Annotated in this window: 14 protein-coding genes; 4 read left to right on the forward strand and 10 right to left on the reverse strand. The window is 72.6% G+C overall.

The annotated features are described in order from the left end of the window. Nucleotides 1-118 precede the first annotated feature (118 nt). Nucleotides 119-1,327, forward strand: a complete 1,209-nt coding sequence (locus ACFVTF_RS07710) for a serine hydrolase domain-containing protein (RefSeq protein WP_387810509.1) — start codon at nt 119-121, stop codon at nt 1,325-1,327. Between the two features lie 47 nt (nt 1,328-1,374). Continuing rightward, nucleotides 1,375-2,157, forward strand: a complete 783-nt coding sequence (locus ACFVTF_RS07715; protein WP_387810512.1) for a MerR family transcriptional regulator — start codon at nt 1,375-1,377, stop codon at nt 2,155-2,157. Nucleotides 2,158-2,247: 90 nt separating this feature from the next. On the opposite strand, the gene ACFVTF_RS07720 is transcribed toward ACFVTF_RS07715, so the two are convergent. Both ACFVTF_RS07720 and ACFVTF_RS07725 read right to left on the reverse strand, forming a co-directional pair. Then, nucleotides 2,248-2,970 (reverse strand): GntR family transcriptional regulator, encoded by a 723-nt coding sequence (locus tag ACFVTF_RS07720; RefSeq protein ID WP_387810515.1) that lies wholly within the window; start codon nt 2,968-2,970, stop codon nt 2,248-2,250. A 153-nt stretch (nt 2,971-3,123) separates the two neighbouring features. Next, nucleotides 3,124-4,680: an FAD-dependent monooxygenase gene (locus ACFVTF_RS07725; protein ID WP_387810518.1), complete on the reverse strand. Its 1,557-nt coding sequence runs from the start codon at nt 4,678-4,680 to the stop codon at nt 3,124-3,126. 98 nt (nt 4,681-4,778) lie between these two features. On the opposite strand from ACFVTF_RS07725, the gene ACFVTF_RS07730 reads away from it, so the two are divergent. After that, entirely contained in the window at nt 4,779-5,501 is a 723-nt protein-coding gene (locus tag ACFVTF_RS07730) for a TetR/AcrR family transcriptional regulator (protein ID WP_387810520.1), read from the forward strand. A gap of 119 nt (nt 5,502-5,620) precedes the next feature. Here ACFVTF_RS07730 and ACFVTF_RS07735 read toward each other — a convergent pair whose 3' ends face one another. Then, entirely contained in the window at nt 5,621-6,682 is a 1,062-nt protein-coding gene (locus ACFVTF_RS07735) for a CU044_5270 family protein (protein ID WP_387810523.1), read from the reverse strand. A 5-nt stretch (nt 6,683-6,687) separates the two neighbouring features. Further along, nucleotides 6,688-7,320, reverse strand: a complete 633-nt coding sequence (locus tag ACFVTF_RS07740; protein WP_387810526.1) for an RNA polymerase sigma factor — start codon at nt 7,318-7,320, stop codon at nt 6,688-6,690. Nucleotides 7,321-7,654: 334 nt separating this feature from the next. Between ACFVTF_RS07740 and ACFVTF_RS07745 the strand changes: the two genes are divergently transcribed. Next, nucleotides 7,655-11,449, forward strand: a complete 3,795-nt coding sequence (locus ACFVTF_RS07745) for a cytochrome D1 domain-containing protein (RefSeq protein ID WP_387810529.1) — start codon at nt 7,655-7,657, stop codon at nt 11,447-11,449. Nucleotides 11,450-11,506: 57 nt separating this feature from the next. Here ACFVTF_RS07745 and ACFVTF_RS07750 read toward each other — a convergent pair whose 3' ends face one another. The 6 genes from ACFVTF_RS07750 to ACFVTF_RS07775 form a co-directional block, all read right to left on the reverse strand. Next, nucleotides 11,507-13,024, reverse strand: a complete 1,518-nt coding sequence (locus tag ACFVTF_RS07750) for a DUF2207 family protein (protein ID WP_387810532.1) — start codon at nt 13,022-13,024, stop codon at nt 11,507-11,509. Continuing rightward, on the reverse strand, nt 13,021-13,590 hold the full coding sequence (locus ACFVTF_RS07755; RefSeq protein WP_331744307.1) for a LemA family protein: 570 nt from the start codon (nt 13,588-13,590) through the stop codon (nt 13,021-13,023). The genes ACFVTF_RS07750 and ACFVTF_RS07755 overlap by 4 nt, the downstream gene beginning before the upstream one ends. 158 nt (nt 13,591-13,748) lie before the next feature. After that, entirely contained in the window at nt 13,749-15,062 is a 1,314-nt protein-coding gene (locus ACFVTF_RS07760; RefSeq protein WP_387810536.1) for a ferritin-like protein, read from the reverse strand. Continuing rightward, nucleotides 15,059-15,844 (reverse strand): putative DNA-binding domain-containing protein, encoded by a 786-nt coding sequence (locus ACFVTF_RS07765; protein ID WP_387810539.1) that lies wholly within the window; start codon nt 15,842-15,844, stop codon nt 15,059-15,061. Before ACFVTF_RS07765 ends, ACFVTF_RS07760 begins: the two co-directional genes overlap by 4 nt. 1 nt (nt 15,845) lies before the next feature. Continuing rightward, a complete protein-coding gene (locus ACFVTF_RS07770; RefSeq protein ID WP_387810542.1) occupies nt 15,846-16,742 on the reverse strand; it encodes a DUF692 domain-containing protein in 897 nt (298 codons plus the stop codon). Continuing rightward, the gene (locus tag ACFVTF_RS07775) at nt 16,739-17,386 is read right to left on the reverse strand and encodes a hypothetical protein (RefSeq protein ID WP_387810545.1); all 648 of its coding nucleotides are present in this window, start codon (nt 17,384-17,386) and stop codon (nt 16,739-16,741) included. The genes ACFVTF_RS07770 and ACFVTF_RS07775 overlap by 4 nt, the downstream gene beginning before the upstream one ends. Nucleotides 17,387-17,669 lie beyond the last annotated feature (283 nt).

A 17,669-nucleotide genomic window follows, 5' to 3' on the forward strand; every position in this document is an offset into this window, starting at 1 on the left:
GCCCCCCGCTCGCCTGTGAGCCACATCACCGTTGAGGTTGACCTTGGGTCAGGGCTCAAGCTCCTCGCAACGGCACGGCGCCGACCCGGGCGTCACCGATGCGAAGGAGCACACCACCATGCCACTCCCCCTTTCCGACCTTTCCGGCCCTTCCGGCCCTTCCGACCAGGACGAGAACACCCTGCGGACCGCCGCCCTCGACGCCGCCGGGCAGGACCGCCCGGAGCTGCGGAAGGCGATCGAGGAGATCGTCGACTCCGGTTTCACCGGGGTGTCGCTGCGCGTGCACGACGAGCGGGGCGCGTGGGTCGGCAGCGCCGGGACGGCCGAACTGGGCGGGGCCGCGAAGCCCCCGACGGACGGGCGGGTCCGGATCGGCAGCACCACCAAGACCTTCACCGCGACCCTGGTGCTGCAGTTGGTGGCCGAGGGCAAGGTCGGGCTGGACACCCCGGCGGCGCACTACCTGCCCGAGTTCGGTCTGGACCAGCGGATCACGGTGCGGATGCTGCTGCAGCACACCAGCGGGGTGTTCAACCACACCGGCGAGGTCCACACCGACGGGACGGTCGCGCCGGGCATCCCCATCCCCTACGGCACCACGGGCAGCGAGTGGATGGACAACCGGTTCAAGACCTACCGGCCGCAGGAGCTGGTACGGCTGGCGCTGTCCAGGCCGGCCCGGTTCGAGCCGGGGACGAGCTGGAGCTACTCCAACACCAACTACGTGCTGGCCCGGCTGCTGATCGAGAAGGTCACCGGCCGCCCGGCCGCCGAGGAGATGCAGCGGCTGATCCTGGGGCCGCTCGGACTGTCGGCCACCGTGGTGCCGGGCGCCTCGCCGGAGATCCCCGAGCCGCACGCCCATGCCTACTACCGCTACGAGGACGCCGGCGAGCAGAGGACGATCGACATCACCCGCCAGAACCCCTCCTGGATCTCCAGCGGCGGCGACATGATCTCCACCACCCGGGACCTCCACACGTTCATCTCCGCACTCCTGGGCGGCAGGCTCCTGCCTGCCCCGCTGCTGGCCGAGATGTGCACCCCGCACCCGACGGGCATCCCGAACATGGACTACGGCCTGGGCGTGTTCGTGGTGACGACGGACGACGGCGCGACCGTCATCTCCCACAACGGCGCCGCCGTGGGCCACGCGGCGCTGATGTACAGCACGCACGACGGAAGCAGGACCCTGACCGCCGCGCTGAACTGCGTGGACGACGCCGACCTGTCCGTCGGCGGGGCGTTCCAGCAGGCGATGCGCAGGCTCGTCGACGAGGTGTTCTGCGGCAGGCAGGCCGATCCGGCCCAGCCGACGGACTGATGTGCTGTGCGTAGCCGCCGAGTTCGAACCCGGGGCAGGATTGACGGATGAATGGAGTCACGATCGGGCAGGCGGCGGCATTCGTCGGCATCACGGTGAAGACGGTGCGGCACTACCACAAGCTCGGCCTGGCCGAGGAGCCGGAACGCGACAGCTCCGGATACCGACGGTACGGATCGGCCGACCTGTTGCGGCTGGTGCAGATCCGGACGCTGGCCGCCGCCGGGGTGCCGCTGGCCGAGACCGCGCCCCTGCTCGACGCCGACGCCGCGCTGTTCACCGCCAAGCTTGCCGACGTCGAACGTCAACTCACCGAACACATCGAGGAGTTGACTTTGCGGCGCGACATGCTGCACCGGCTCGCCGACGGCGACCGGGCGCTGCTGCCCGACCGCGCCGTGGCACTGCTGGAGCGGATGGCCGGCCTCGGCTTCACCCCGGACGAGGCGGCGGCCACCCGGGAGGGCTGGGTACTGGCCAGAGCCCTGGTCCCGGAAGGCTTCGAGGACTACCTCACCGATGTCGAACACGCCCTGCTGGACGACCGGTTCGTCGCCTTGCTCAAGCGCGGCGCCGAAGCCGCGGCCTGGGAACCGGACGACCCGCGCATCGCCGAACTCGCCACCACCGCGGCCGACCACTTCCTCGCCAACCCCGCCCAGCTGAAGATCGTGACCGGCCTCCAGGCCCGCACCGAAGCCGCGACCCGGTACCAACTGATCGCCCACCACGGAGAAGAACAGGGATCGGCCGGGGCCCGCCTGGTCGCACTGGTCGAAACCAGGCTCCGCTCCGCCGACATCCGCATCCCCAGGCCGAACTCCCCCTGACCGCGGCGGGACCGATCACGCGAGGAATCCGCCCCGGCCTACGGGACCGGGGCGGCTCGTTCGTCCATCGGCGGCGTAGGTGCCGGGGGCTCAGGCGCCGTACTCGTAGCCGATCGTGACCCGGGTCGGGACGACCCAGAGGCCGAACTCGATCACGCCCTCATCGTCCGACCAGCGATGCACCCCGCCCAGGACCGGGGACCCCACGCGAAGACCCAGGGCCGATGCCTCTCGGGCATCGCACTCCCGGGCGTGCATGTCATCCCGGGCGTGCGTGATCGTCCGGCCGGACGCGTCGAGCACTTTCGCAGTGAGACCCGCGTTCTTGCCGGGCGCCGTGGAGAGCAGATCCGGCACCAGCGCGGCGAAGTGCGCCGGGTACCAGACGACCGCCAGCATGGTCCGGCTCCTGCCCCGGCCCGCGATGTACTCGCGGCGGACGAGCTGATCGCCGGGATCGAGGTTGAAGATGTCCTGCACGTACAACGGGGGCACCACCAGCTCGGCGGCGGTGACCCGGCTGGTTTCGCCCTCCATCAGGCTGGACCTGAACCGCTGGACGGTGGTCAGCCGGTCCCGCCCCGTCGCGGTGGACGTCACCTCGTCCGCCACGAACGTGCCCCGCGGGCTCGTCCTGATGAGCCCTTCCACCAACAGCTGGTTCAAGGCCCTGCTGACGGTCGCCGCTGCGACGTTCCACCGCTGGCACATCTCCCTGTTGGTCGGGAGCTTCCCGCCTGGAACGAGTTCGCCGGTGAGTATCGCCTGCCGGTAGTGATCGGCGATCGCGGTGAACGTCTTGGGGCCGGCCATGCGCTACTCCTCGGTCGAGGCGATAGTCACTCAGGAGCACGCTAGTGCACCGATGTTGAAGCCGACAGCGCTTCTCCTCGCTCTACCTTCTGACCCAGGACACAGGTTGAGTGCTCCAGGGAGTTCGCAGTGGTGGTTCACAAGAGGTGAAGTTCAGAGCACCGGGTCGGGCTGCGGCGCGGGGGACGGTGTGCCCGCCCAGTGGTGCAGGGCGGCTTCGAGGCCGGCAGCGTCAGCGGTGTCGCAGGCCCAGGCGACCACTCCGTCCGGGCGGACGAGGACGCCGGTCGGTGTCGCGTGGCCGTCGGTCACGCTGGTCACCCGCCCGGTCCAGCCCGTGGCGAGGCGGGTGAACGCGCCGTCCGCCGTGCGGTCGAGCAGCAGGAACCCGCCGCCGTGGCCGTGGTCGACCAGCCGGGAGCCGTCCCCCAGCCACAGGTCGGGGGCGTACCGGCCGACCAGCGGGTGGTCGCCGGGCAGGTCGATGCGCTGCGTCACTCCGGAGATCTTCTTGACCGCGTAGGTCGCGCCCGCCCCGGTGCCCAGCAGGTCGGCGACGACCTCCCGGAGCGCGGCCGACTTGGCGTCCCCGCGCAGCACCCCGATCTGGGCCCTCGTCCAGTCCAGTACCCAGGCGCCGAGGGGGCGGCGCTCGGCGTCGTAGGTGTCGAGCAGCCCTTCGGGCGCCCACCCGGCGACCACGGCGCCGAGCTTCCAGCCGAGGTTCATCGCGTCGCCGACCCCGAGGTTGAGCCCCTGGCCGCCGAACGGCGAGTGCACGTGGGCGGCGTCGCCGGCCAGCAGCACCCGCCCCGAGCGGTAGGCCGCGGCCTGGCGGGCGTTGTCGCTCCAGCGGGTAGCAGGCCCGCGCAGCGCGGTGAGCGTGACGTCGGTGCCCGAGACCCGGCGCAGGCTGCCCTGCACCTCTTCGAGGGTGACCGGCGCGGAGCGGTCGGCGGGGCCGCCGCCGAACTCCACGGTGACCACCCGCCCGGGCTGCGGCCCGCAGCGGTAGGCGCCCTTGGACGACCACACCCACCCGTCCGCGAGCACCGTGGGGTCGGCGATGTCGACGACCGCCAGGTGTCCGGTGAGTTCGGGGTCGGTGCCGGGGAAGCCGATGCCCGCGAGGCGGCGCACGGTGCTGCGTCCGCCGTCGCAGCCGACCAGCCATCCGGTGCGCACCGGGCCGGCGGTGGTGGTGACGAGCACGCCGTCGCCGGTGTCTTCGAGCGCGGTGACCTCCACCCCGCGACGCACCGCCACGCCCAGGCGCGCGAGCTTGCCGGCCAGCAGCGCCTCCAGCTCGCGCTGCGGCACCATCCGCGCTCCGTCGACGGCGGTGTGCGCGGCGAGGTCGGCGTCGGACCAGTCCACGAGGTCGGCGTCGAGGACCATCCCGGCGAAGTGCCCGGTGAAGCGGGGTGCGCGCGCCGGCCGGTCGCCGCCGGGCCGCTGGTCGACCGCGCGGGCGAACGACCCGACCCGTTCGAGCTGCTCCCGCTGCACCTGTTCGGCGGCCGGCAGCAGGCCTCGACGGTCAAGGGCCTCGGCCGTCGGGACGTTGATCGCCCCCGCCTTCATCGACCGGTCCGGCTCGGCGAGTCGTTCGAGCACCTGCACCGTCGCCCCGGAGAGCGCCAGCTCGGCGGCGAGCACGAGGCCCACCGGCCCGGCGCCGACGACGGTCACGTCCACGGCCTGGTTCATGGTCTGGTTCGAATCCTGATGCGGATCCCGGTTCGCATTCCTAGTCACGAACAGTGTTCTATAAACGAACGGCGTTCGTGTCAAGCTATGATGGTCCGGTGAACCCGAGAGAGCGACGCGCGGCACGCCACCAGCCGCCGAACCCCGACGCCGAGACCGACCCCAGGCCCCGGCGCCGCAAGGCCCCCATCACCGTGGACCAGGTCGTCGACACCGCACTGGACGTCATCGCCACCGAGGGCTACGAGGCACTGACCATGCGCCGCCTCGCCGGTGCCCTCGACACCGGGCCCGCCTCGCTCTACGCCCACGTCGTCAACAAGGCCGACCTCGACGAGCTGCTCATCGGACGGCTGTGCGCCGCGCTCGCCCTGCCCGAGCCCGACCCCGCGGCCTGGCGGGACCAGCTCCGCGGCGTCTGCACCCAGATCCGCGACCAGTACCTGGACTACCCCGGGATCTCCCGCGCCGCGCTCGCCATGGCCCCCACCGACCTCGAAACCATGCGCGTCAGCGAAGGGATGCTGGCGATCCTGCTCGCCGGCGGCGTCGCCCCCCAGGCCGCCGCCTGGGCCGTCGACGCGCTCCTGCTGTACGTGGCCGCCTACTGCCTCGAAACCTCGATCGTGCGCCAGCGCGCAGCACACGACGACGACGCGTGGGTCCTCGACCGCGGGGAACTGCTGCGCCGCCTCACCGCCCTGCCCGCCGCGTCCTTCCCCCACACCACCCGCCACGCAGCCGAAATCACCGCCGGCACGGGCCACGACCGCTTCGACTTCACCGTCTCCCTGATGATCGACGGCCTCGGCCGCCGCTAGGAGCCCTCCGTCCGACTCCGTTCACACAGCTCCGCCCGCCGCCCCGGCCCGAGAACGAGGGCCGGAACGACGGGCGGAGCAACACGCCGCGCAACGGGCGGAACGACGCGCAGGTGCGGTCAGGCCTGGGCGTTGCCCGGCTGGCGGCCGGGGGCGTCGGCGGCGGCGCGCTTGAGGACGGCGGTGTTCGCGGTGACGGTGCCGGGCTCGATCCCGGCGGCCTCGGTGACCTGGACGCTGCGCTCGCCCAGGAAGGCGTAGGAGCTGCGGTCGAAGATGATCTCGTCGCGCGAACCGGTGGCGGTGTTGGTCCGGGCGATCGCGATGCCGGTGCGCCCGGCGGCGTCGGTGGCGCTGTCGAGGAGGACGACACCGGGGATGCGGGCCGCCGCCCGGTAGAGCGCGGCGGCGAGCTCGCCGGGGACGGCCTGCTCGCGGATCAGGTCGGCGATGGTGACGAACGCCTGCTGGTCCGGCCCGTTGCCGCTCCCCTTGGTCTCGGTGTAGATCTTCTGCAGGAGTTCCTGCGGGTCGGTGGGCAGGGTGCGCAGGTAGTCGTAGGAGGGCGCGTTCAGGTGGCTGCCGCTGTCCGCCGAGAGTGCCGCGCCGCCTTCCGGGGACTTGCCCTCCTCGGTGAGCCAGCCGGTACGGCCGTCGGCCGAGCGCCAGATCTGCCGCTGGTGGGGCTTCTCGACCCACACCTTCGACGTGCCGCTGCTGAGGTCGACGGAGCCCGCGAGGTGGGAGACGGTGCTCTCGATGTAGACGTACTGCCCCGGGCGCAGGACGACGTCCGGCGCGGCCTTGGCGGCCAGCGAGATCCGCTCCACCGCGCCGGCCAGGCCCGCGGTGTCGCCCGCCGAGACCTGGATGACGGGCGCGGCGACGCGCTCACTGCGCGCGGGGGTCGTTCCCGCGCTGCCGAACGTGGTGGCCGCCACGGTGGCGGCGAGGGCGAGGGCCGCCACCGTGGTGGGCACGGCGATCAGCAGCCGCCGGCGCTTCCTGACCTCGGGGCGGACCGGCACTGCGGCTTCGGTGGTACGGGTGATCTCACTCATCAGGAACTCCTCGATCTGGCGCTGCCGGCCGAGCGGGACGGCAGGTGCTCCGGCCGCCGGCAGCAGGTGCCTCAGCTCCGTGTCGTCGAGCGGCTGCCGCTGCTGCGGGATGCTGGTCATCTGCTTCACTCCTTGTTCGACCGGGCCGGAACCATCCGGCCACCCTGTACTTGTCCGGCTGCCCGCAGGGGTTCCCGGCGAGTTTTCGAGGCCTGCCGCAGTTCCTTGTCCGCCAGGGCGCGCAGCCGGGTCCGGGCCCTGGAGAGCCTGGAGCGCACGGTGCCGACCGCGATGCCGAGGGCCTCGGCGGCCTCGGGGTAGCTGAGGCCCGCCCACACGCACAGCGAGAACACCTCGCGCTCCCCACGGCGCAGTTTCTCCAGCGCCGCCTTGGCGGCCAGCAGTTGATCGCGGTCGGCGAGCCGGCCGACCAACTCGTCGGCGAAGTCCGGGGCGGGTTCGGGGAGCGGCATGCGGGCGAGGGCGGCCGCATGGCGGCGGGCGGCCCTGGCCCGGTTGCGCAGGACGTTGACGGTGATGCCCATCAACCACGGGCGGGGAGTGGTGCCCTCGTCGCGGAGCTTGTCCCGCAGACGCCAGGCCTCCAGGAAGACCACCGCCATGACGTCCTCGGCACCGGCGCGGTCCCCGCTCACCCGGACCGCGTGTGCCAGAACCGCGTGCGAGTGCTCCTGGAACAACTGCCGGAAGGCGCCCGGGTCCCCGGCTCTGATCCGTTCGTGCAGCGAATAGTCCACACCTCTGGTTGTCCGGCCACCACGAAGCAGTTCCAGTGAGCTGCGTCACAGGTGTGCCGGCAATCGGCGGATGCCTTTCGCACTGACAGCAGGTCCTCCGCGCAGGTGCCGACTTGAGCGGCGGCACCTGCGCGGCGGCACCTGAGGCGCTCGACCCGGTAGCGAGCGGCTGCCTACCGGGCCGTCCCCCGAACGCCACGAGGTGTTCCGGCGAACCCCCCGATGCCGAGAACTCTGCAGCGGCGGCGCATTGTCCGAAAGAGCCCTCTGGGCAGGACATTCAAGTCGGACAACTATGTGAGGGGGCGGGAGAGGCCTGCCAAGGGTGGTGAACGTGGACACGCGGCCGAACGGGACACGGCGCAAGGCCCGACTGGGCAGACCAGAGGGGTTCGTCGATCCGCAGGCCGGCCCGGTGGAACGGCTCGCCTGGGAGCTGCGCCAGTTGCGGGACCGGTCGGGCGCACCGAGCTACCGCGCGCTGGCGAAGGAGTCGCACTACTCCGCCAGCACGCTGGCGGAGGCCGCGAAGGGCGAGCGCCTGCCGTCGCTGGCCGTGGTGCTCGCCTACGCGCGGGTGTGCGGCGGGGAGAAGGCGGAGTGGGAGGCCCGCTGGCTGGCGGCTTCCCGCGCCGTCCAAGGGCCGTCCGCCACCGCGCAGGACGACGATGAGGACCGCGCGGACGGGGGCGACCCCGCTCACTGCCCGTACCTGGGACTGGCCGCGTTCGGCACGGAGGACGCCGACATCTTCTTCGGCCGCTCGGAACTGGTGAGCCACCTGGTCCGGCACGTGGGTGACCACCGGCTGACGGCAGTCGTCGGCGCCTCCGGCAGCGGCAAGTCCTCGCTGCTGCGGGCCGGGCTGCTCCCCCGGCTCGACGAGTCCTGGCACACCGCGCCGCTGGTCCCCGGCGACCACCCGCTACGGGCCCTGGCCCTGGCGGTCTGTGCCCTGACGGGCGGTGACGCGGAGGCGCTGTCCCGCGCGCTGGCCGACGAGCCCGCGGCCCTGGGCATCGCGCTGGACACCTGGCTGGTCACGCAGCCCGCCGACCGGCGCGTCGTCCTCGTCGTCGACCAGTTCGAGGAGCTCTTCACCACCTGCGCGGACGCCGGGGAGCGGGAAGCGGCCCTGGCCTGCCTGGCCTGGACGGCCGGCGTGCGGACGACCGGCGACGGGGCCGCCGGCGCGGCCGAGGCCCGGATACGGGTCGTCATCAGCGTGCGCGCCGACTTCTACGACCGCTGCCTCGCCCACCCCGCCCTGGCCGCCGCCCTCCGCTCCGGCGCCCAACTGCCGATCGGCGCACCCACCCGGGCCGAGTTGCGGGACATCGTCGTCGAACCCGCGGCCCGAGCGGGCGTCGTGGTGGACCCCGACCTGCTGGAGGCCGTCCTCGCGGAGGCCACCGGCCAGCCCGGCGCTCTGCCGCTGGTGGCCCACGCGATGCGCGAGACCTGGACCAGGCACCGCGGGACCGTCCTGCGGCTGGCCGACTACCGGGCCATCGGCGGCATGCGGGGAGCCATCACCCAGACCGCCGAGGCCATGTACGCCGCTCTCCCGCCGGGCCACCAGGAGGCCATGCGGCTGCTGTTCCTCCGGCTCACCGCCCCGGGCGAGGGCACCGAGGACACCCGCCGCCGCCTGGCCCGGAAGGAACTCGACGGCCTCGCCGACGCCGCGACCGTCGACGACCTCCTGCACCGGCTCGCCGCCGCCCGCCTGATCGTCCTGGCCGACGGCACCGTCGATGTCGCCCACGAAGCGGTCATCCGCGCCTGGCCGCGGCTGCGCCACTGGATCGACGTCGACCGCGAGGCCCTGCGGACGCACCGCCGGCTCACCCAGGCCGCCCTGACCTGGCACGAACTCCAGCGCGACCCGGGCGCGTTGTACCGGGGGGCGCAGCTCGCCACCGCCTGGGGCTGGTCTCGTACCCGCGGCGCGGCGCTCAACCGGCTGGAGTCCGCCTTCCTGGACGCCAGCATCGCGGCGGACGACCAGCGCGGCCGTCGCCGGCGACGGACGGTCGTGGCGCTGGCCGTCCTGACCGTGCTCTCCCTGGTGCTGGCGGTGACCGCGTTCGTCCAGGGGGAGCGGTCCGACGCGCAGCGCCGCGTCGCGGTCTCCCGCGAACGGGCCGCCCAGTCCAGGCAACTCCTCGAAACGCAGCCCGAGGCCGCGGCGCTGGTCGCGCTGGAGGGCTACCGGACGGCCCGCACCACCGAGGCCCGGGGCAGCCTGCTGAGCGCCTACGCCGCCTACTCCTCCAACCAGTTCACCGGTCACACCGGCGCCGTGACGGCGGTGGCGTACGCGCCCGACGGCCGCACCCTGGCCAGCGGCAGCGCCGACCACACCGTGAAACTGTGGGACACCACCACCCACCGCATGCTCGCCACCCTCACCGGCCACACCGGCATCGTCAACGCGGTCGCCTTCAGCCCCGACGGCCGCACCCTGGCCAGCGCCGGCGCCGACCACACCGTACGGCTGTGGGACGTCGCCTCCGGCCGCACGACGGGCCTCCTCACCGGCCACACCGGCGCCGTCTCCTCGGCGGCGTTCTCGCCCGACGGCCGCACCCTGGCCACCGCCGGCGCCGACCAGACCACCCGGCTGTGGGACGTGGCGGACCAGCGCACCGTCGCCACGCTCACCGGTCACGCCGGTTCCGTACGAGCGGTGGCGTACGCGCCCGACGGCCGCACCCTGGCCACCGCCGGCGCCGACCACGCCGTGAAGCTGTGGGACACCACCACTCACCGCGTGCTCGCCACCCTGACCGGCCACACCGGCTCCGTCGGCACCGTCGCCTTCAGCCCCGACGGCCGCACCCTGGCCAGCGCCGGCACCGATCACACCGTCCGGCTGTGGGACCTGGCGTCGCACGACACCACGGCCGTCCTCAACGGGCACACCCAGGAGGTGAGCCAGGCCGCGTTCACCGCAGACGGCCGCACCCTGGCCACGGTCGGCCAGGACAACACGGTCGCCCTGTGGGACGTGGCCGGGCAGCGGCTGACCGCCACCCTCCACGAGACCAACACGTCCGCCCCCGCGCTGGCGCTCTCCCCCGACGGCAACGAGCTGGCGACCACCGCCACGGATCACATCGTCCACACGTGGGACCTCAGGACCCGCCAGATCGCCGCCACCTTCAGCGCGACCAACGGCCTGGAGGCCGTCGCGACCGTCGCCACCTACGCCCCGGACGGCCGCACCCTCGCCATCGGCCACACCGACGGCTCCGTCACCTCGTGGGCCACCAACCCGCCCCGCCCCCTCGTGACCTTCGCGGCGCACAGCCAGGACATCATGCACCTGACGTACTCCCCGGACGGCCTCCTGCTGGCCACCGCGAGCTCCGACCGCACGGCGCGCCTGTGGGACGCCGCGTCGGGCCGCCCGGTGGCCACCCTCGAAGGCCACACCGACCAGGTGTCGAGCGTCGCCTTCTCCCCCGACGGCCGCACCCTGGCCACCAGCAGCCTCGACACGACCGTGCGCCTGTGGGACGTGACGACCCACCAGACGACAGCGGTCCTCCAGGGGCACACCAGCCTGGTCTCCAAGGCCGCCTTCTCCCCCGACGGCCACACCCTGGCCACCGCCGGGTACGACGGGACGGTGCGACTGTGGGACCTGGCCACGCGCCGCACCGTCGCCGTCCTGTCCGAGAACGCCAACGCCATCTCTTCCCTGGCCTTCTCCCCCGACGGCCGCACCCTGGCCACCGGCAGCTCCGACGCCACCGTGCGCCTGTGGGACGTGGCGCAGCGCCGGACGGTCGCCACCCTCACCGGCCACATCAACACCGTCTTCTCCGTCACCTTCAGCGCCGACGGCCGCACGCTGGCCAGCACGGACGCCAGCGGCACGGTGTGCCTGTGGGACGTGGCATCACATCAGGTCACGGCACTGCTCGTCGGCCACACCAGAGCCGTGCACACGGCGGCCTTCAGCCCCGACCAGAGCACGCTCCTCACCGCCGCCGGCGACGGAGCACGGCTGTGGCCCACGGACGCGGACCGGACCGCCGACCGCATCTGCGACCTGAGCCGGACCAACCACTGGCCCGGCTCCCCCTCCGGCCCCACCCCGAGCGGCTCCTGCCGGTGAGCGGTCTCACGCCGGAACCGTCCGGGTCCCCGATCCCGGCCGGTCCGGCCCCGCCGGTCAGGCGGTGGCGGGTTCCGCCGACCTGACCGCCCGGGTGGCCGGCGACACGGTGAGGCGGACCACGCTTCCGGGTGCGAGCGCGGGTGCCCCGGCGGGCAGGGCCCAGGCGACGGTGCGGTCCGCGTCGCCCGTGTCCACGGCCAGGAACCGCGGTGCCTTGTCGCGCTTGCGCGGCTCCATGCGCAGCACCTCGCCGGTGACGGTGTGCGGAGCGCGCCGTTCCAGCACGGCGAGGGCGAGGTAGTAGGCGGTGAGCGCGCCGAAGCAGGCGATCGCGACCGTCTCGCCCGGCAGGGGCCCCGAGCGCTCCATGGCGTGGCCGAGCCAGCCGTGGCCGCTGGCGTAGTTGCCGGGCATCGTCGCGAGGAACGCCGCGAACAGCGTCCAGCGGCCGAAGCGGCCGGCCGCCGCGACGGCGAGCATCCCGATGCCGACCCAGCCGACGGTCAGCAGCAGCCCCGGGCGGCGGAGCGAGTGGCTCGCGTCGGGGCCGGAGGTGACGGCCCAGTCGGGCTGGCGCAGTGCGGCGAACAGGGCCAGGCCCACGGCCACCACGGCTGCGGCGCCCGCCAGTTGCAGCAGTTGTGCGGTGCCGGCTCCGAAGCCGAGGCGCAGGCGGGGGTAGCGGATCCGGACCGGGCGCCAGGCACCGCCGTAGGAGGACCAGACCCGGCGCTTGTCGCCCGCGTCGAAGCCGAGGAGTCGTGTGGTGTGGGTGGTGACGGCGAGCGCGGCGCCGTACGCGAAGTAGCGGTCCCACACGGTGACGGCCGCGGGCGGCAACTGGGCGAAGTCCTCGTGCGCCCGGAGCCACGTCTGGACTCCGGCCCAGTGCCCTGCGCGTTCGAGTCCGAACCGGGTGGCCCGTTCGCCGAGCGCCCTGGTGAGCAGGTACATCAGCGGGACCGACGGAAGGACGCCGACCACGAGCGCGGCGCGGACGTTGTGCCCGCCCGTGAGGACGCCCAGTCCGAGGAGCACCCCGGGCCCGAAGGCGGCGACGGACAGCGCGCCGGCCAGCAGGGGGGCGAACCGGGCCCGGGAGAGCCCGCGCAGCCGGGCCTCGGCGATGATCTCCCGGCGCAGTGCGCTGTTCCACGCCTTCGCGCGTTCCTCCGCGCGGAAGGCGATCGCGCCGATCGGGGCACCGGACCCGCCGGCCTGCTCGGTGATCCGGGCGAGGACCCGCTGTTCGTACGGGGTGAGGTCGGTGGCGTCCCTGCCGGTGACGTGCACCGTGCTGTGTCCCGGATCGGCGGCGGGCTGCCGCACCTCGACCAGGCCGCGCGCCGCGAGGTCCAGCAGGGTCGCGGCGGCGGCGTGGTCCACGGAGCGCCACCGGTTGGCCAGCAGGGCCACGACGGCCGGCGTCTCCGGCTCGGAGCCGAATTCCTGCGTGGCGGGGCCGGTGTGCACGGTGCCGTTCCGGGTGGCCATGAGGGAGAGCCAGAAGGCGGCGAACCAGAGCACGATCAGCCCGGCGCCGGCCCAGTAGAACTGGTCTTCGAGGCTCATGCGAAGCTCACCCGGGTCGCCTCCTGAACGGCGGCCTCGGCCTCGAAGTACTCCCGCTGGCCGTGCGTGCCACCGAGCTGGGAGACGAGGTTCCCCGGGAAGCTCTCCAGAGCGGTGTGGTAGCTCTGGACGGCGCTGTTGTAGAACTGCCGCGCGTAGGCGATCTTGTCCTCGGCCGTGGTCAACTCCGCCTGGAGGGTGGCGAAATGCCGGTCGGCCTTCAGCTGCGGGTAACTCTCGCCCAGGGCGAGGAGCCTGCCGAGGGACGCGGTCAGCACGTCCTCCGCGGCGGCCTTGTCCGCGACCCCGAGGCCGGCGCCCGTGGCCGCCCCGCGGGCGGTGACGACGGCCTCGAACGTCGCCTGCTCGTGCACGGCGTACCCGCGCGCGCCCTCGACCAGGTTCGGTATCAGGTCATGTCTGCGCTTCAGCTGAACGTCGATCTGCGCCCACGACGCCTGGGTCTGGTTGCGCAGCCGCACCAGCCGGTTGTACGTCGCGACGACCCACCACGCCAGCACCGCCACCAGTACGACGACGACGGCTCCGGCTATGACGACACCCATGATGTCCTCCCGAGGAATGACCCGGTGTTCCGGGCATTCCGGCAGGTCGTGGCGATCTTAGGGGTATTCGCCGGTCGACCGGCGCCATTAAACCGGGGGCGGGCGCGACCGGCGCCGGGCGGGTGGGGGCCGGACTCGCGGGCGCCGGTCGCGGGGCGTCAGTTGGGCATCGGGCGCGGGCGGCTGGCGGGGGGATCCGAGGGGATGTCGTCCACGCTGGGCAGGTTCCTCAGGAGCCAGTGGACGCTGTTGTCACCGCCGAGTTCGGGGAAGTCGACGACGGCGGTCTCGCAGAGCCAGAGCAGGTGCTCCTTCATGGTCGGGTGCCCCTTGGCCTTCTGCTCCGCCGCGAAGTCGTAGTACTCGAAGGTGGGGGCGGCGCTGGTCCCGTCCCAGGCGGGGTCGTCGCTGCCCGGGGTCGTCATGAGGAGTTCCGCGAGGGGGTAGAGCACACCGCTCATCGCGGCGACGAAGGTGCGTTCCAGGTGGTAGCGGGTGTTCCGCTGGTTCGGGTTGAAGTTCGACTGGACGTCGTAGAGCTTGTCGAGCATGGCCAGGGTGTAGCAGTAGGCGGCGTTGAAGAGGACGGCCAGGCCTGCGGCCGGTCCGGAGAAGTCCTTCACCCGGGGATCGTCGGGGACGTTGCGGACCTGCCCGATGACCTCGATGCCCTGTTCGATCCTCTTGAACTTCGCGTAGTGCGAGAGCTCGTCGAGGCCGGGGCGCGGGTTGATCGGGTCGATCGGGACGGTGGCCTTCTTCGGGTCCACGCCCTCGCCCTGCTCGACCACCGTCTTCAGAGCGCTCTCGGCGGTCTGGAGGTCGGTGACGACCACGGGTTCGCCGCCGCCGTCGTGGTTCCAGTACGCGCTCTCGTACTGCCAGGGGGCGTTCGCCTTCGCGTACTTCCACACGTTGTCCGGATCGACCTCGGTCAGGTGCTTGAGGCCGACCTCGATCGCCTTGTAGAACTGGCCGAGCGTGTTGTACTCGTCCGGTTGCGGCGCGGCGCCCTTCTCGGCGGGCAGTTCCAGCGGCAGGAACACCCGGTTCATCAGGTCCTTGCTGCACGGCTCCAGGTGGAGGGTCAGCGGCGGAGTCCGATGGAGCATCAGGCTCGGGTACTTGGGGATGAAGTCCGGGTCGTAGAAGACGACCCGGTCCGCTCCGCCGAGCGCGATGATCAGGTTGCGCACCAGGCACAGGTGCAGCATCTCCTCGATCGCGATGCTGATGATCGTGCGCTGCGCGGAGATTCCCGGGTCCCACTGGCTGTGGCCCTTGGTGCCGATGGAGTAGGCCGCGTACAGGTACATCGGGACGGTCGACAGCTCGACCTGGGCCGCCTGGTGCAGGTGGTCGAGCAGGGTGTCGATGTCCTCGATCGGTTGATCGGCCTTGATCGTGCTGATCGGGGTGACGGCGAAGGGGATGTCGGCCAGGCGACGGGTGGCGGGCTTGGTGGTCGTCATACCTCGGCTCCGTTCGGTTCCGGGCGCTCGGGGCGCGGTGGGGGCGGTGGGGGCGGTGAGGGCGGTGCGAGTGGCGGACCGGTCCGGGCGGGGCGGTCCGGGCGGTCGGTGTCGGAGTGCTCGGTGTCGGAGTGCTCGGTGTTCGAGGAGGCGAGGAGCGTGCGCCGGACGTCCTCGGTCAGCTCCGTCACGTGGACGCCGTGGTCCCGGCGGCGCAGCAGCAGGAGTACGGGGCGTGCGGCCGGCGGCTGCGGGTCCTCGCCCCGGGCCACCGCGGCCGCGTAGCGGTGCACGGGGTGGCGACAGGCCAGTACGCGGCACGCGCGGGCCGGCTCGGCGTCGTACACCTCGGCGAAGGCCCGTTCATATCCCGCGAGTTCGACGATCAGCTGGACCCAGGGGTCGACGTCGTGGCCCGGCGGGTCGCGGTCGGGTCGGGTGGTCGCGAGGTGTGTCGCGAAGCCGTCGGCGAAGTGTTCCAGGGTCCAGCTGCGGGGCGGGCAGGTGTTCAGGTACTCGGTGGCGAGCGCGTCGAAGGCCTCCGGCCCCAGGAGTCGGCGCAGCGCGGGGAAGCAGGAACGCAGGCAGGCCAGCAGGCGCAGCCGGTAGCCGCGGCGGTAGACGTCCAGCCGTTCGCCGGCGGTGAGCCGGCTGGAGGGTGTGAGCACCTGGGCGGCGGCCGCGCCGCCCTCCTGGTCCGGGCCGGTGGCGTGGAGGACGGCGGCCTGCAGCCAGTGCTGGAGTTCGGCCAGGTGCCCCGGCACCTCTTCGACCGTCGACATGTCAGACTCCCGTCGCAACGGGGGCGTTCGTCGGATCGAGGGCCCGTCGACGCGCCTTGTCGAGTTCCGCCACCAACTCGGGGAAGGGCGGCAGGCGGTCGTCCCACTCCAGCAGGGTGGACACGGGCCCGGTCAGCGCGATCGCCGCGTCGTACAGCTCCCACACGGCCGGTGCGACCGGTCCGTCATGGGTGTCGATCAGATGTGTGCCCGCGTCGGTGTGACCGGCCAGGTGGATCTGCACGACCCGGTCGTGCGGGAGTGCTCCGAGGTAGGCGCGCGGATCGGTGTCGTGGTTGACGGCCGACACGTACACGTTGTTGACGTCCAGCAGGAGCCCGCAGTCGGCCTCGACCGCCAGCCGTGCGACGAACTCCTCCTCCGGCATGGTCGACGCGGTGAAGCCCACGTACGTGCTGGGGTTCTCCAGCACCAGCGGGCGCTCCAGGAAGTCCTGCACGGTCCTGACCCTTCGCACCAGGTGCGTCAGCGCGGCCTCGGTGAAGGGGACCGGCAGCAGGTCGTGGGTGTTGAGCCCGGCGACCCCGGTGAAGCACACGTGGTCCGACACCCAGGCGGCGCCCACCGCGTCGGCCAGCTGCCGGAGCCGCCTCAGGTAGTCGAAGTCCAGGGGCTCCACGCTGCCGATCGACAGCGACACCCCGTGCATGACCAGGGGGTGCCGCTCGGCGACCCGGTCCAGTACGTGACGCGGGTGGCCGTGGGAGTCGAGGTGGTTCTCGGAGATGATCTCCAGCCACTCGGCGCCCAGCCCGTCGCCGAGGTGGTCCAGTACGTACCGGTGGTGCGGGCTGCGCAGGCCGACACCGAACCCCAGGTTCGGCAGGTCGAAGCGGGACACCCTGCCGTGCCGCTCGCCCTGGTGGGGCTCCGTCACGCGGTCGCCTCGTCCGACGACAGCGGCAGCACCTGCGGCTTGCTCCGGTCGAGCCTGCTCTTCCTCCGCTCGGCCTCGTTCACCTCGTACGGCGGGACGAGGTCGTCCGGGTAGCCCTCGCCCGGGGACGGGCCGAACGGGAGGCCGGCGGCGTACATCCGGGCCTCGAACAGCTGGCGGGCGAGCTTCCAGACGCTCTTGCCCTTCAGCGGGCCGCCCGCGAACACCCGGCTGACGTTGATCGGGCTCGCGCAGCTGCCGTTCTGCCGACAGGCCTGGTCGCCCGGCTTGGCGAGTTCCGCGTCGGGGCCGGTGTAGCCGCACCCGCCCTGCCCGCGGCACTCGTTGGCGCCGTGGCACACGTGCAGGACGGTGGCACAGGCTCCCATGCCCGCCATCGGTGCCTTCTCGTCGATGTCGTGGTTGCGGCAGGCGTTCAGGCCCATGCACACATGGAGTTCGAGGGCCTTCTGCAGATCGGCCGCGGACACGCGCGGCCCGCCGGCCTCGTGCGCGGCGTGCCGCAGCGCGATCCCGTCGTCGCCGCCGAGGATCACGCGTTCGATCTCCGCCAGCTCCTCTGGGGCCAGGTCCGGGAAGCCGTCACCGTCGGCCTTCCTGCCACCGTTCTCCCTGCCACTCACGAGTACCTCCTCGATCGCCTTGGCTCGGGCACCCACGGCGGTGCGATTCCGCCGCGATGTGACGCGATGTGAGGTGGCGCGATCCCACATGATGTGACGCGCGCCACAGCCGCCAAGGTGATCACAGCCGGGGGCGGGCTGGATAGCGCCAAATGAGTAGTGTGCGAATTATTTCAGTCGGGCGCAGCGCCCGGACGTCGTCCGCGTCGGAGCAGGGCCCGCCCCGGTGGCGGCGGGCGCCTGCGCCGACGGCAGGCGTCAGGACGGAAGGTGTCAGGACGGC

Origin of the sequence: Kitasatospora sp. NPDC057940 (assembly GCF_042887425.1) — a bacterium.
In the GTDB taxonomy this organism is placed as follows: domain Bacteria; phylum Actinomycetota; class Actinomycetes; order Streptomycetales; family Streptomycetaceae; genus Kitasatospora.